The following is a 14,560-nucleotide window of genomic DNA, read 5'->3' as shown; positions in this document are numbered from 1 at the left end:
CCCTCGGGAGGCGGGACTCCTGTGCGTGCCCGCGAGGCAGGAGGCCTTTCCCGGCTCCGCGGTGGCACCATGAGCGACTACCGCACGACGTCAGGAGCGGCGAGGCCAGGCTCGGCGGGAGAGGTCCCGCCCTAGAAGATGACGGCGGCACCCGAGGCGGCCGCGTTCACCGAGGCCTGAAAGTCGCGCAGTCACCCGGCACCACGAGCGTCGCAGCCGCTTGGGCGACCGGCGCGATTCCCACCCACGGCGCCCAGTGCCGACAGGACCTAGGGGTGACCTAGGGGCACTCGCGGCACTGGGCCGAGGGCAGGGCCGCTACACGGCGAGCCAGGCGGCCTGGTCCGGTGCCAGCAGGCCATTGTCGACAGAGCCGCTTGTCAGCAGCACCGAGGTGTGCTCGGGCAGTGGGCACGGCTCGGTCGAGAGGTTGACCACGCAGACGAATCCGGGAGCGCGGCTGAATGCGAGGACACCTTCGGGGGCGTCCAACCACGTCAGGGTGCCCTCGCCGAGGGCGGGTTGTTCGCGGCGCAGGCGCAGGGCGGTTCGGTAGAGCTCCAGCATGGACGTCTCGTCGCCGTCCTGGGCTTCCACCGTGCGCGCAGCCCAGCCCCCGGGCTGTGGCAGCCAGGGCGCGGTGGTGGCACCGTCGGGGCTGAAGCCGTACGGCGCGCTCCGGCCGGACCACGGGATCGGGACCCGGCAGCCGTCGCGGCCGCGGTTGGTGTGTCCAGAGCGCTCCCACACGGGGTCCTGGAGCACGGCCTCGGGAAGGTCCTCGACCTCGGGTAGGCCGAGTTCCTCACCTTGGTAGACGTAGGCACCGCCGGGCAGAGCGAGCATCAACAGCGCGGCCCCGCGGGCGCGTCGGGTACCCAGTGCCAGGTCGAGTGGGCCCTCGGGTTCGTAGCGGTCGTTGGCCACCCATCGCTTGACGGTCTTGCGGCCGTAGCGGCTCGGGTGGCGCATGACGTCGTGGTTCGAGAGGACCCAGGTGGCCGGTGCGCCCACCGCGCCGAGCATGGCGAGCGAGTTGTCGATGACCGCGCGCAGGTCCTTGGGGTCCCAACTGGACATGAGAAAGTCGAAGTTGAAGGCGGTGTGCAGACCGTCCTCGCGGACGTAAGCGGCGAGCCGTTCAGGGGTGTCCGCCCATGCCTCGGCGACGAAGGACCTCTCGCCCGGGAACTCGTCGGCCACGCTGCGCCAGGAGCGGTAGATGTCGTGGACCTCGTCGCGATCCCAGTGCGGGTGGTCGACGTGCTGCCAGGGCTGGGTGGTGTCGGGATCCCGGCGTGGCGGGAGGTCCGGGAGTTCCGGGTGCTTGATCAGGCCGTGTGCCACGTCTATGCGGAAGCCGTCCACTCCGCGGCTGAACCAGAACCGCAGGATCGACTCGAACTCCGTGCGCACTTCAGGGTGTTGCCAGTTGAGGTCAGGCTGCTGAGGGGCGAACAGGTGCAGGTACCACTCGCCGTCGGGCAGCAGGGTCCAGGCGGGGCCGCCGAAGCAGGAGACCCAGTCGTTGGGCGGATTGGAACCGTCGGGGCCGCGGCCAGGGCGGAAGACGTAGCGTTCGCGTGCTGAGCTGCCCGGTCCGGCCGCCACCGCCTCCCGGAACCAGGCGTGCTGGTCGGAGGTGTGGTTGGGCACGAGGTCGGGGATGACGCGTATCCCGTACGCGTGCGCCTCCTCGATGAGCTGCTCGGCCTCGGCCACCGTGCCGAAGAGCGGGTCTATCTGACGGAAGTCAGCCACGTCGTAACCGTGGTCCGCCATCGGGGACCTGTACCACGGGTTGATCCAGACGGCGTCCACGCCGAGCGACTTGAGATACGGCAGACGGGAGCGGATGCCGGCGATGTCGCCGACGCCGTCACCGTTGCCGTCGGCGAAGCTGCGGATGTAGATCTGGTAGATGACGGCGCTGCGCCACCAGGGTGCGGCGGTGGGGGACACGTTGTATGGCTCCTTGGGCGTTCGGGGGGAGAGAGAGCGTCTACTTCGCCGCGCCCGCGGTGAGTCCGGCGACGATGCGGCGCTGGAAGAGCAGCACCATGACCACCAGCGGGACCGTGACGAGGACACCCGCAGCCATCTGACTGCCGAACGGTGTCTCGTACGTCGTGGCGCCGGTGAACTTCGAGATGGCGACCGGCGCGGTCTGCATCTCCGGTTTGTTCGTCATCGACAGGGCGATGAGGAACTCGTTCCAGGCGGCGATGAAGGTGATGATCGCCGTAGTGAGGATGCCCGGTGCGGCCAGCGGAATGATGACCTTGCGGAACGCCTTGCCACGGGTGCAGCCGTCGACCATGGCGGCGTGTTCCAGCTCTTCGGGCATCTGCCGGAAGAACGTGGTCAGGTTCCACACCGCCAGCGGCAGTGCGAAGGACATGCTCGGCACGATCATGGCCTGATAGGTGTTGATCCAGCCGATGTCCGTGAACAGCTTCAGCAACGGGACGACGATCGACACCACCGGGAACATCGAGGTCGCGATTATGAGGGTCAGGATCAGGCGCTTGAAGCGGAACTCCAACCGTGCCATCGCGTAGGCGGTGAACGTGGCCAGCAGGAGGGCCAGTGCGGTGGTGACGCCGGCGACGACCAGGCTGTTGAGCAGGGCGCGCGAGAAGCCCTGCGAGGGGTCGAACACCGCCCGGTAGTTTTCGAAGGACACCGGAGACGGGAGAAGCGACGTGTCGAAGATGTCCGAGGTGCGGCGCAGGCTGGAGACCAGCATCCAGTAGAACGGGGCCAAGCAGTAGGCCACGACCGCGACGACACCCGCGTACAGCAGGCCGGCGCGCCATTTCGCCTTGCCGGCCGGCTTCGGCATGACGATGGTCGTCATGCGGTCACCTCCGTACGGCGGGAGCGCGACATCCATCGGTGTCCGATGTTCTTTCCGCTCCTGTCACCCGCGCCGACGAGGTCCGCGCCGAGCAGCCGTACGAAGGCCAGTGCGATGAGGAAGACGTAGAGGAAGAGGAGTACGGCGTAGGCGGAGGCCGGTCCGAAGCGGACGTTGGACGCCTCGTTCTGGGCGAGCATGGAAAGGGTTTCCACCGAGTTCTTCTGGGGGCCGATGAGTATGTAGGGCAGGTCGAACATCCGCAGTGCGTCCATGCAGCGGAACAGCATCGCCACCAGCAGCGCCGGTTTGACCAGGGGCAGGGTGATGTGCCAGAACTGGCGAGGTGGGCCGGCTCCGTCGAGGCGGGCGGCCTCGTACACCTCCTTCGGGATCACCTGCAGGCCGGCCAGGACCAGCAGACCGATGAAGGGGGAGGTCTTCCACACCTCGGCGATGATGACGGCGACCTTGGCGTGGAAGCCCTCGGTGGTCCACAGGACCTGGTGGCCGATCAAGGCGTTGGCGACGCCGTCACTGTTGAAGATCCACCGCCACAGAAGCCCGGAGATGGCCGTGGGCACCGCCCAGGGGATGAGGATGCCAGCCCTCACGAGTGCGCGGCCCCGGAACGCTTTGTGCATGATCAGGGCCATGGCCACACCGATCATCGTCTCCAGGCCGACCGTGACGACGGTGAAGAAGGTGGTGTTCCCGAAGGCGTTCCAGAACCGGTCCCCGGTAGCGCCGAGGATGTCGGCGTAGTTCTTCAGACCGACGAACGGTTCGGTGGGGCTGATGAATCCGGTCTTGGGGTCCAGGCCCTTCGGCCCGTACAGCGACTCCTTCAGCGCCATGAGTGTCGGGTAGAGCACGACGATCGACAGCACCAGCATCGTCGGTGACACCAACAGGGCCGCCATCCGTCCCGAGCCAGCGGTTGCGCCGGTCTGTCGCGGGGCGCGCCGCCGACGCTTCGCCGGCTCGGAAGGCCGCCTGGTCCGGTCGTCGGCGGTGACGGTCGCGGGCGGGATCTCGGTCTTGGCCATGGCCCCGTTCCTCACTGCGCCGCGGACTTCTGCAGAGCCGACTGCAGATCCTTCAGCGCCTGCGCGCTGCTCTTGGTGCCGGTCAGGGCGGCGTACGCCTGCTGCTGGATCGCTGAGGTCACGTCGCCGTACTGCACGACGCGCGGGCGGGGCACGGCGCGCAGGATGGACGCCTTGAGGACGGGCAAGTACGGGTACAGCTTGATCAGAGCCTGGTCGTCGTACAGAGCGGCGTACGGCGGGGCGAGGGAGGCGTCCTTGAGGAACGTGGCTGTCGTCTCCTCGCTGGTGAAGAACTTGATGAAGTCCAGGGCGGTGGCCTTGTTCTTGGCGTAAGAGGACAGGGCCATGTTGTGGCCGCCCAGGCTGGAGGAGCCGGGTCCGTTCAGGCCGGGAAGCGGCGCGACCGCGTACTCCCCCTTGATCCCGCTCTTGCCGGCCAGGGCGTACACGTAGGGCCAGTTGCGCAGGAAGACCAGCTTGCCGGACTGGAACGCCTGGCGGCCGTCCTCCTCCTGGTATGTGATGGCCTCCTTGGGGATCGTGCCGTCCTTGACGGAGCTGACGAGGAAGTCCAAGCCCTTCTGCGCCTCGGGGGTGCTGACGTCCGGCCTGCCGTCGGCGTCGGTGACGGTGCCGCCTGCCGAGTTCACGGCTTCGGAGAAGTTCACCGTCAGACCCTCGTACTTCTGGAACTGCCCGGCGTAGCACGACATGTTCTTGGCCGCGGGCAGCTTCTGCACCTTTGCGCAGTCGACCTTCATCTGCGCCCACGTCGTCGGCGGCGCGCTGATGCCGGCCTTCTTCAGCAGGTCGGTGCGGTAGTACAGCATTCCACCGTCAGAGCTGGCCGGAACCGCGTACAGGCCGCCGCGGTACTTGGCCGTCTCGACTACCGGCTTGAGCATCTTGCCCAGGGGGAACTGCTTGTCGGGCAGCCTGTCGATCCACTGGTGGGCGGCGAACTCCGACGTCCACACGACGTCGAGGGAGAGCACCGTGTAGGCGTCGGACTTCGTCTCCGCGTTCTGGATCATCTGCTGGCGCTGTGCGTCCGCGTCCGTCGGCAGCTGGATGAAGGTGACCTTCTCCTTCGGGTGCAGCTTGTTCCAGCGGTCGATCGTCGGCTGGACGGTTCCGGTGGTGTCCTTGCCGGCCACGTACGTGATAGGTCCGCGCCCTTCGAACGACGACGTCCCGGCCTGTCCGGAGCCGTTGTCGCCGGATGAGCCGCAGGCGACGAGGAGGAGCCCGCCGGCGGCGAGCACGGCCGAACACTGAACCGCTCTGGTGGTGGTCTTGGAGGTCTTGGTCTTCACTGTCTCTCCTGGCTGGGCCTGTCGTGCGAAACCGTTGTCGCGGCTGGTTTCCCTGTAGGGCGCTCGCTGCCGAGACGGCTCTGAGATGACTCTGTTGTGAGACTGCGTTGTCACGGACTGTATAGATCAACTTCGCAGGTCAAAGCTCTGAGGGTCAGCTTGATCGGGCTGCTTCAACTCCGCTGAGACAACGCTTGCACGCTAGGGGGGTGTTTTCCGGAAGTCAATGCGCTACTTGGCGGTAATTGATTGTATGCAGGGCGGGGCGGCGCATGGTATTAGCCCCTTTTGCTCGTTTATGGGCGCCATGGCAGCGCTGTCATTGAAATCGGTAAACGAGACATTGATTGTGCTACCGTCCGCTCATGTCACCAGCTCAACGGCACCCCACGATGGCTGACGTAGCCGAGCGGGCCGGGGTATCGGTATCCACCGTCTCGCGCACCCTGCGCGGGCTGTCCACGGTTTCACCGGAGGTGCGCGCCCGTGTCGAGGAGGCCGCGCGAGAACTGAACTTCGCGGTATCCCGGCAGGCTGCAAGCCTTGTCACAGGCCGGACCGGGAACGTGGCCGTGCTCGTGCCCGCTCTCGACGCGTGGTTCATGGGATCCGCGCTGTCCAGTCTGGCTCCACTGCTGCGGGCGGCGGGCATGGAACTCAACGTCTATGTGATCCCCGACCTGGCCGAGCGCACCTCGTTCTTCGAGCGCCTCCCGGCCCGGCGCAATGCAGACGCGCTGCTGGTGTTCTCCTTCGACCTCACCGACGAGGAGACCACGCGCCTGGACAACCTGGGCATGCCCGTCATCTATGTCAGCCAGCACGTCGACGGGCGGCCCAGCGTCTACGTCGACGACGTGGCCGGCGCCCACTTCGGCACTCGCCACCTGCTCAACCTGGGCCACCGCCGAATCGCCTTCGTGCAGACGATCGGCGCCAGCGGCTTTTCCTTCAGCTCCAACGAGCGCCTGCTGGGCTACCAGCAGGCGCTCACCGAAGCGAATGTCCCCCTCGACAGCGACTTGGTCGTCGCCACCCAGGTGGGCGACAAGCGCGGCACGGCCGAGGTACTCGGTAAGCTGCTCAGCCTGCGCGAGCCGCCCACCGCGATCTTCGCCGAACAGGACGAGGTCGCGGTCGCTGTCATCCGGACCCTGCGCAAGACACACATCGCGGTCCCGGAACGGATCTCCGTCCTCGGCTTCGACGATCAGCCGCTCGCCGACTGGTTCGACCTGTCCACGGTGGCCCAGTCACCCTCGGACATCGGGCGGCAGGCCGGCGAGCTGGCCCTGAAGCTCATCGCCGACTCCGGCACGGACCACGGGCGGCACATCGTCCTGCCCACCATCGTGATACCACGGGCCACCACCGCGCCCCTCCCCAGCCCCCAGGACGAACAGGAAGTTCGAGATCACCCCTGAGGGCGTCCGCCAGTAGGTGCGGTGGTGGGGAGGCCGTAGCAGTGCGGGCAAGGTTCACACGAGTGCGTGCCTGTGCTGAGGGTCGCCTTAACGAAGGTTGGCGGACACCAACAAAGACAATGCAAACCGTCAGGTGCGGCTGAGCTTCCTGGGCTGAGCGAGATCGTCCTGGGTGTGGCCGCCAAATCTCAGTACGCAACTGGGAGCGGCATTCTCCGGCCTCGGTCATGGCAGTGGTGACTGCGGCTCCGACGTCGCGATTGCCGTAGAGGAAGGTGCGGGAAACGTCCGCGCGGCGGCCGACGGCGGCGACGCTGACCTGGGCTTTCTCAGCTCAGCTCAGGATCAGCTCAGCCACTGGAGCCGTCCGTGCCGCCGGACCGTGGTCCCCGACCGGGAGTTCCGGTCCGGCGGCGGGCCCCGTTCAGTGCTCAGGCCGTTCGAACGCCAGCAGCTCCCGGAGTTCGTCCATCGCCTCCCGGAGCCGGTCGGCGAACGTCCGCATCTGCGCAGCGACCGCAATCGGCGTGCTCAGGTAGAGGTTGAACCGCTCGGGAAGCAGCACATAGGCGACACCGATGCACTGGCTGCTGGTCGACCCGAAGCCGAAGTACTGGATATTGACGGACGGCGCGGAGCTCGTGCTCAGGTAGTCGTCCCGCATGGTCAACCAGCCCGGCGTCCGGTACAGCGCGGGCTGCTCGGTCACCCCGAGCTCGGCCCCGCGCCGGCGCTGGATCAGCTCCAGCTCCCACAGGTGCTGCTCCGGCACCTGCCCGGCCTGGCACGCCTTCGCGCGCGCCACATGGGCCTCGGTGGCTGCCCGGAACGCGGCGCGCCGGGCGTCCGCGTCCGCTGCCGGGTCCTCCATCACCGCCACGAAAGCCACCATCTCGGTGGTGACGACGCGCATCGCCTCGGTCCGCCCGTGCCGGTACTGCCGGGTGGCGATCGACTCGTACGTGGCACCCAGGTGCCCCTTGGCGCGCTGGTGGGCGAGCTGGTAGGCGGCTTGGACGAACGCGTCCGGCGAGACCCCCAACACCTTGGCCGCGCTGCTGCCGAAGTCCGCGAACGACAACGTGCTCGTCGCGGTGTTCTCGCCGTACGCCGCGAACGCGTCGGCGGCGGAGCGCGCCTGGTCCCGCAGCGCGTCGTCCAGTTCGAACACGATCCGCTCCAGCGCCGGAAGCCCCTGGGAGCGGGCTCCGGACTGCCGGGACTGCTCCTCGGACGGGGTGTTGAGCAGGGCGTCGGTGAAGGTGAGGATCGTGGTCCCGTCCAACTCGCAGTGCTCGACGTTGATGCCCGCCCGTCCGTCGGCGAAGACGACGAAGGACACGGCCTTGTCGAACCAGCGGTTGCCGCGGTCGCCGTACAGCAGCTGGTCACAGGCCTCGTGGACGTCCGCAGGGGCGAAGTCCTCCAGAGCGACGCAGAACAGCGCGGTCTCGACAACGTCAAGGGCGTCGGCGTTGCGGGGGTGGCTGGCGACCAGGGACTCCCGGGCGGCCGCCCACTCCGCGCGGGCCATGGTGGTGAGGTGGCCCACCGAGGTGTCCGTGCCGGCCGGGTCGGCGCCGGCCTTCATCACGGCGCGCAGTCCCGCCTCGATGTCATGCAGGCTGTGTGGGACACCGCCCGGACCCAGCACGTCCAGCCGGAACATGCCGCCCCGGAAGAACACCACGACATGCCGGGCCTCGGACGGGCCCGGCCACTCCTCGGTGTAGGGGGCGCGGACGGTGTCCTGCTGCACGCCGGGGATACGCGTGGTGGAGAACAGGAACTTGTTCTGCACCATCGACTGAGGTGCTCCGCGCTGCACCACCGGTGGAATCAGCCCCTGATCGAGCTGCCGCTTGTAGTTGAGGGCCCCGGCGACGAGCCCGGCCGCCCGCTCCACCTGCGCCTGGTCGGAGTCCTGGAACAGGAAGAAGAAGTTGGCGTTGAGCGCGATCCGGTCCCGGCGGCCCAGGTATCGGTACGGCCAGAAGGTGTCGAGCCAGCTGTGCACGCCCTCCGTGGCGTCGTACTCCTCCAGCGCGGCATGCAGCACCCGGCCGGGGCCACCGGGTCGGAGGAAGGCGGCGACCTCCGCCTCGGTCGCCGACCGCTCGTCGGCGGTCAGCAGCGGCGTACACCAGGCGAGAAACCTCTCGCAGCTCGCATCCAGCGTAGGCAGCGTCACGCGCGGGAGGCTGTCCTCCTGGGCGAAGGTCGCGTTGCCTGACGCATCCTGACTGGCCTTCAACTCTCTTCTCCATTCGGATCGTCGGTACCTGTGATGTCGTACGGCCGGGAAATGTAGAGCTGTGCGTACAGCCAGCCTTCCGCTTCCAGGCCCCGTGGATCCACCCCTGCGGCCGACATGCTGTCGAGCACGAGCGCCTGCTCCTGCGGGGAGGCGAACCGCCGCTGTCTGAACACCCCGTCGACGCGGACGGTCCGGTAGCCCAGACTCGCCAATGCGCGCTCGACGGGGTCGAACGGGAACATCCGCAGCACGAAGTGCGCCATCCAGGGCCGGCGGATGCCCTGTGTTCGGACTACTCGCGTGAGCGTCCGCTCGGTGACGTAGCCGACGCAGCCCGTCGAGATCACCAGGTCCGTACCCGAGAGCTGGGCGCGCTGTCGCGGTGTGGGCTCGTGCTCTTCCAGGTCGGCTTGCACCGCGTCGTCGAGGAACCCGGCCTCAAGGCCGTAGGACAGTGCGCTGCCGGAGGTGTCGAGGCCGACGAAGCGGATCGCTTGCGGGGGTTGGCGCGACCGTGCCAGCTCCCGGTCGCGGGCCAGCAAAGCCTCGCGGCTCTCACCCGCACGCTCCTCGTCGCCGTAGCGCGCGTACAGCTCGTCCATGGTCGCGTCATACTTCAGCAGGGCGGCGTTGGTTCCGTACGAGCAGCCGATGTCCAGCACCTTCGGTACCGCGACGTGCCGGGACTCCCGGTACTCCGTGATGATCTTGGCGAAGTAGGGCTTGGCCCGCTGCGGAACGCAGTAGTCGAGCGGGCGCAGCACCCTGAAATAGGTTCGCGGATCGGGCTGGTCGTAGATGTGGTCGAGTGAGACTTTTCCGGTCATGTCGAAACGCACAGGGCTTACTCCTCCGTGGGATCGCGCAGGGGAAACGGCCTACGGCGACTACGCGTTCTCGCCATCCGCTAGTGCCGCAGCAGGCAACGTTCGCCCCGTCGCGACGCCCGGCACATGCTTTCGCCGCACCGGCCGAAAGCCCAAGTACGTCCAGTACGAGGGCTTCCGGCCGGCACGCCGAGAGCACGCGCCCCCAAGCTCTCGACTCCGCTCGAGCAGGGGGGACCCCCATGACGCCGCTCCTCAACGGGCAAACGCTGCCTGCCACGGCACTAGTCCAGGAGCCGGTCGCCGCGGACCGCCCGGCCCTCGGCCGCCAGGTGCTCGGGCAGCACCCGGCCGAAGAGCTGCCGGGTCCGTTCCACGCTCCCGATGACGCCGGGGCGCTCGCTGTAGGCGAATATCGCGGAGTGGCGCGCGACCTCGCCGCGCACCGGGCTCACTCGGTGCAGCGAGTAGCGGCCTTTGAACAACTGAAGGTCACCAGGTTGCAGGGGGAGGCGCCGGGTCAACCGCTCGCCCCGGCCGTCCACTACGTCCCGGACGTCGTCGAAATTCTCGTCCTGCGCGGTCCGAATGTTCGGGCAGTACTCGAAGACTCCGCCGGCCTGCGCTTGCTGGGTGAGCATGCTCACGGTGAACTCGTTGGTGTCGAAGTGCCAGGGGTGCTCCATGCCCGGCGCGATGACGTTGAGAACCAGCCCGGAGAGCGGGTCCGCCAGCTCGTGCAGCTCCGGCAGTTCGAAGCAGCGGGCGATGAAGTGCCGGAACGCCATGTTGGAGTAGAGCCGGCTGACGAGGGAGTCCGCGGGGATGCGGTCCCGCGCGACGAACGCGTTACCCCGCTCGAAGATCTTCCGGCCCGGATGGTCCTCCGGCAGTGCCGAGTCCACTGCGATGTTGTAGACGTTCACCGTCTCGGTGTCGTGGTACGCCCGGGGGGCGATGGCCGAGCACTCCTGCCGCAGCACATCGCGTAGCGACGGGCGAATGAAGTCCGGCAGCACGGTGCATCCGAGAGTCAACAGGTCGCGCCGGGCACGGGAAACCACGGTCTGTCCCCGGGCGCTCGCGAGTTCCGACAGGGGATAGCGAGCCGTGTCGACTACCTGATCAAGCGTCAGGGCTTCGAAAGAGCGCATTCGATCCTCTCCGCAGGCGGGCCGCCCCTCTCGCCGGTTCCCCCGCCGGCCGGCGGTTCCGCCTCTTACGCACACATGGGACGAGCGACGCGATCCGGGCGGTCGGCCGGACCTCATGCTCGGCATTTCAGTAACTAGGCTGGCAGGAAGGGCACTTGAAGTTCCCACAGTGGTGCAGTGTTGTCTGTATGTGACGCGTCACACTGCCCAACTGTGCGTTCCAGCAGGCTTTCGCGGGTTCGGCACGGGCCGACAACGGGACCCGCCCGCCGACCCGGCCGGCTTCCGTGGCCAAGTGCTCGTCCATCTCCGGCTCCAGGGTGGCATGCATCAGGGGACCGGCATGATGCGCCGCCATGGGAACGGGAGACGACAGTGACGAGGCGTACGTAGCCGGCCTGTGCAACCTGGTGCTGATCCAGTCGGGCTTGACCCAGCACAAGTTCGACTGGTTGCTGGGTGATCCCGGGACGGGCGGTCGACACAACCGGTCGCCCCGACTCCGCTCTCAGCAGGTCGGAGGCCGATCTCTCATCCGTGAGGGGGAGGCCTTCCGTGCGTCCGGGGCTGTTGCAGCCGAGCCGCGAGCTCCCCCGGCAGGACGTCCCGGTTTGCCGGAGTGAGCTGGACGACCTCGATGTCGGTGCGCCGCTTGAGGGCGTCGGTGAACGGATCGGGGTGCGTGTGGACCGTGGCGACGACGTCGACCTCTGCGGCGAACAGCGCGTCGACCGCGTGCCGGAACGCCGTGCACGCCAGTTCCATCCGCCCCAGCTCGTCGATGAGCACCAGCCGCCCTGTTGCCTCCTCGGATGCTGCCGGCAGAAGCGACGGCAGCGCCAGTCGTTCCATGACGCCCGGGTCGACGCCGTATTTCCCCACCCGTGGCGGACCGGGCAGGTCGACATGGGCGAACACTTCCCGTCGGCCCGCCAGGGTCTCCAGAGCGAAACCGACGCGGGCGCCGGATTGCCGGATCTCCTCCGTGGTGAAGCCGCTGGCCGCGTGGGTGGGCAGCAGCGCGGCCAGCCGACGCAGGGCGGTCGTCTTGCCCGCGCCAGGGCGGCCCTCGAGCAGGATCCTTGTCGGCACACTGCCATCTTCACCCCGCTTCCAGAGGCGGCCCCGGGTGGGCTCGGCCGAACGGGGGTTTTGGGGTGTGGACCGGTGCCGGTGCTGCTGTTGTGGGCATGGCGGCGCGCATGAGCGGAATTGAACTCTGCAGCACCGCGTTCGACGACAAAACGGTGATCCCCCGTCGGTACAGCGGGGAGGGTGAGAACATCTCACCGCCCCTGACCTGGTCGGGGGTGCCCCACGAGGCCGCGGAGCTGGTGCTCCTGTGCGAGGACCCGGATGCGCCGGGGGCGACCTTCCTGCACTGGCTGGTGACCGGCATCGATCCGGGGAGCACCGGGGCGGCGGAGGGCCAGAAGCCCCAGGGGGCCTGCCGTGGCCCAACGGCTTCGGCCGCGTCGGCTGGGGAGGGCCGACGCCTCCACCGTGGCACGGGCCGCACCGCTGCTTCTTCCGTCTGTACGCCCTGTCCGAGCCACTGCCGTTGCACGACCATCCGGGCGTCGAGGACGTGCACCGTGCCCTGAAGGGCAGGGGGCCGGCCTCCGGCACCCTGGTCGGGACCTATCAGCGCTGAGCGCGTCACCGCTGGTCGTAGCCGTGCGCGCCGTACGGCCGGACGAACCGGGCCGCGGACCGTCTGGCGGTGCACCAGGTTGTGGGCCCGCCGCTCGTACAGCACGACGCGCTCCTGCCCGCCCTGCCCGATCGGCTGGACGAGCCGGCCACCGGTGCGGAGCTGATCCACGAGCGGCTCAGGCACTTGCGGGAAGGCCGCGCAGACGATGACGGCGTCGTACGGGGCACGGTCGGCATCCCGGGGGTCCCGTCGCCGGGTACGACCTCAGCATCGCCGACGCCCGGACAGCCGCAGGCGGGCCTCGTCGACCAGGCCGGGCCAGCGTTCGACGCTGACGACTTACGCGGCCAAGCGGGCCGGCGGCGCGGTCTGCCAGCCGTAGCCGGTCCCGACCTCCAGGACCTGTTTGTCTCCGGTGAGGCCGAGAGCGGAGACCATCATGGCGATCAGTGAGGGCTGGGTGGTCACCTGCCCTTGGGGGAGCGGAACGGGCGTGTCCCCGTACGCGGATGCCACCTCGTCCGCGGGGACGAACTCCGCCGGGAGGCGCAGCGCGTTGGCGTCAGGACGGGGTCCCCGGGTCGGTGTACCGCAGCAGGGCGCCCATGCTCTCGCACAGCCTCAGCTCGCTCTCCGGTACGAAGACCAGCTCGGCACCGGTGCCGACGAGGGCCCGGACGAGGGCCTCGTCGACGCGTTCCTCGCGCGGGGCGCGCACGCCGAAGGACATCAGCTCCGCCTCGGTCAGGGCGAGCTGAGCGGGCTGTGAGCCCGCCCAGAGCCGCAGCGAAGATCCTGGCGGCCGGTTCAGTAGCATTGCCGCGACCTGGCCGCGCTGGAGGGCGGCGACGGTGGCGGCCAGCCCCTCCGTCATGGGTCCGTCCAGGGCACGCCGGCCGATGAAGATGTCCACGAGTTCCCGGTCGTGCGCGGCCATGCGACCGCGGAAGACGCCGTCGAGCTGCGACTCCAACAGGGCGCGTCCGGTGTCGGTGGGGGTCCGGCCGCCCACGCGTACGACCTTGTCCCGCAGGGTGTGCGGCAGGCGGCGGATCAGTACGTTGCACGCCCACTCGTCCCCGCCCACGACGACGGCGTCGGCATGGGCGCGCCGCGCCCGTTCGTCCAGCCGGTGACCCAGCCGGAGGGAGGTGCCGTGCCAGGTCGCCACCGCGACCCTGCGGTGCAGCCGCTCACCCGGGGTGACGGTGGACACGGGCCAGGTGCCGGTCTCCGCCTCCAGAGTTACCCAGCCGTGGGTCTCGGCGGTCGGAAGGCCGCCGTAGTGGACGACTATGGCCATGTAGGGGATCTCCGGAACGTGCTGGGCGACCAGGGGCATCGCGTCCGGCAGGGTGCTGTAGCGCGCGGAGTCGTGCTCGGGCGGCCTGGGCAGCTCCCCGTACAGGACGAGTGTGCCGTGGGCGGCGAAGATGGCCTGACCGTGCCTTCCCGGCACCTCTGTGTCGGCGCCGACCACTTCCTCCAGTACGTTCAGCAGCGCCCGGTCCGAGCCCTGACGGGACAGACTCTCGCGCAGCCGCCGCCAGCGCAGCGCGATCGCCTGCTCGGGATGCTCGACGTCTCGGGAGGTGTCCAGGTACACGGAGGCGAACGGGCCCGGCTCCGCGTAGAGGGGTTCAAGGAACGACAGCCTCATCGCCACTCCTCGTCGATGGTCTCCCCTCCTTTGATGATGCGCGCCCCGGGGGCGATGGACCTCGACGAGCGCAAAGCGGTGCGGAACGCGGGGCGGTCAGGCGCCACCGGCAGCAGCCGGCCCATCGTGAGCATGGTGGCGGCGACCAGGCCGTCCAGCACCGCGGAGCCGGGGGCCGGGACAGCAGGCCACTGAGCAGTTGGGCTCCGTAGCCGGATGAAGGCGCAGTCTGCGCGGGGCCACCAGATCGTGGCGGGGGCCCCCTTGCTCCACATGAATACCGGTTTCTGGGCCGTTTTCGACAAACCGAGCGGCGCCTTCGTGAGCTGCGGATCCAGGACGGGCCCACCCAC

11 protein-coding genes and 2 pseudogenes are annotated in these 14,560 nt (G+C 68.6%); 2 read left to right on the top strand and 11 right to left on the bottom strand.

What is annotated here, in order from left to right:
* Positions 1-318: 318 nt before the first annotated feature.
* From ABZ845_RS08820 to ABZ845_RS08805, 4 genes are read right to left on the bottom strand one after another with little or no spacing between them, the layout of a single operon-like run.
* Positions 319-1,962, bottom strand: coding sequence for a glycoside hydrolase family 13 protein (locus ABZ845_RS08820; RefSeq protein WP_360974913.1), 1,644 nt, complete (start codon positions 1,960-1,962; stop codon positions 319-321).
* A gap of 40 nt (positions 1,963-2,002) precedes the next feature.
* Positions 2,003-2,860 carry a carbohydrate ABC transporter permease gene (locus ABZ845_RS08815; protein WP_360974910.1) on the bottom strand — a complete coding sequence of 286 codons (858 nt, stop codon included), beginning with the start codon at positions 2,858-2,860 and terminating at the stop codon, positions 2,003-2,005.
* On the bottom strand, positions 2,857-3,909 hold the full coding sequence (locus tag ABZ845_RS08810) for a sugar ABC transporter permease (RefSeq protein WP_360974905.1): 1,053 nt from the start codon (positions 3,907-3,909) through the stop codon (positions 2,857-2,859). The genes ABZ845_RS08815 and ABZ845_RS08810 overlap by 4 nt, the downstream gene beginning before the upstream one ends.
* A gap of 11 nt (positions 3,910-3,920) precedes the next feature.
* Positions 3,921-5,228: an ABC transporter substrate-binding protein gene (locus ABZ845_RS08805; RefSeq protein ID WP_360974902.1), complete on the bottom strand. Its 1,308-nt coding sequence runs from the start codon at positions 5,226-5,228 to the stop codon at positions 3,921-3,923.
* A gap of 392 nt (positions 5,229-5,620) precedes the next feature.
* Between ABZ845_RS08805 and ABZ845_RS08800 the strand changes: the two genes are divergently transcribed.
* Entirely contained in the window at positions 5,621-6,652 is a 1,032-nt protein-coding gene (locus ABZ845_RS08800) for a LacI family DNA-binding transcriptional regulator (protein ID WP_360975189.1), read from the top strand.
* A gap of 424 nt (positions 6,653-7,076) precedes the next feature.
* Here ABZ845_RS08800 and ABZ845_RS08795 read toward each other — a convergent pair whose 3' ends face one another.
* From ABZ845_RS08795 to ABZ845_RS08780, 4 genes are all read right to left on the bottom strand, one after another.
* Positions 7,077-8,843: a choline/carnitine O-acyltransferase gene (locus ABZ845_RS08795; protein WP_360974899.1), complete on the bottom strand. Its 1,767-nt coding sequence runs from the start codon at positions 8,841-8,843 to the stop codon at positions 7,077-7,079.
* A gap of 59 nt (positions 8,844-8,902) precedes the next feature.
* On the bottom strand, positions 8,903-9,748 hold the full coding sequence (locus tag ABZ845_RS08790) for a class I SAM-dependent methyltransferase (RefSeq protein ID WP_360974896.1): 846 nt from the start codon (positions 9,746-9,748) through the stop codon (positions 8,903-8,905).
* A 272-nt stretch (positions 9,749-10,020) separates the two neighbouring features.
* Entirely contained in the window at positions 10,021-10,890 is an 870-nt protein-coding gene (locus ABZ845_RS08785; protein WP_360974893.1) for an arpA protein, read from the bottom strand.
* A gap of 531 nt (positions 10,891-11,421) precedes the next feature.
* Complete coding sequence (locus ABZ845_RS08780; protein WP_360974890.1) at positions 11,422-11,982, bottom strand: nucleoside-triphosphatase; 561 nt, start codon at positions 11,980-11,982, stop codon at positions 11,422-11,424.
* A 98-nt stretch (positions 11,983-12,080) separates the two neighbouring features.
* Between ABZ845_RS08780 and ABZ845_RS08775 the strand changes: the two are divergent.
* A pseudogene (locus ABZ845_RS08775) lies at positions 12,081-12,544 on the top strand (YbhB/YbcL family Raf kinase inhibitor-like protein).
* Positions 12,545-12,667: 123 nt separating this feature from the next.
* Here the strand turns inward: ABZ845_RS08775 and ABZ845_RS08770 are convergent.
* The 3 genes and pseudogenes from ABZ845_RS08770 to ABZ845_RS08760 form a co-directional block, all read right to left on the bottom strand.
* Positions 12,668-13,063: pseudogene (locus tag ABZ845_RS08770) on the bottom strand (rRNA adenine N-6-methyltransferase family protein); the annotation flags it as partial.
* 46 nt (positions 13,064-13,109) lie between these two features.
* Positions 13,110-14,207: a hypothetical protein gene (locus tag ABZ845_RS08765; protein ID WP_360974887.1), complete on the bottom strand. Its 1,098-nt coding sequence runs from the start codon at positions 14,205-14,207 to the stop codon at positions 13,110-13,112.
* Complete coding sequence (locus tag ABZ845_RS08760; RefSeq protein ID WP_360974884.1) at positions 14,204-14,482, bottom strand: hypothetical protein; 279 nt, start codon at positions 14,480-14,482, stop codon at positions 14,204-14,206. Before ABZ845_RS08760 ends, ABZ845_RS08765 begins: the two co-directional genes overlap by 4 nt.
* Positions 14,483-14,560 lie beyond the last annotated feature (78 nt).

Origin of the sequence: Streptomyces sp. NPDC047022 (assembly GCF_040644155.1) — a bacterium.
Classification (GTDB): Bacteria; Actinomycetota; Actinomycetes; order Streptomycetales; family Streptomycetaceae; genus Streptomyces.
The sequence above is the reverse complement of the archived record's forward strand: the minus strand, read 5'-3'. Positions and strand labels throughout refer to the sequence as shown.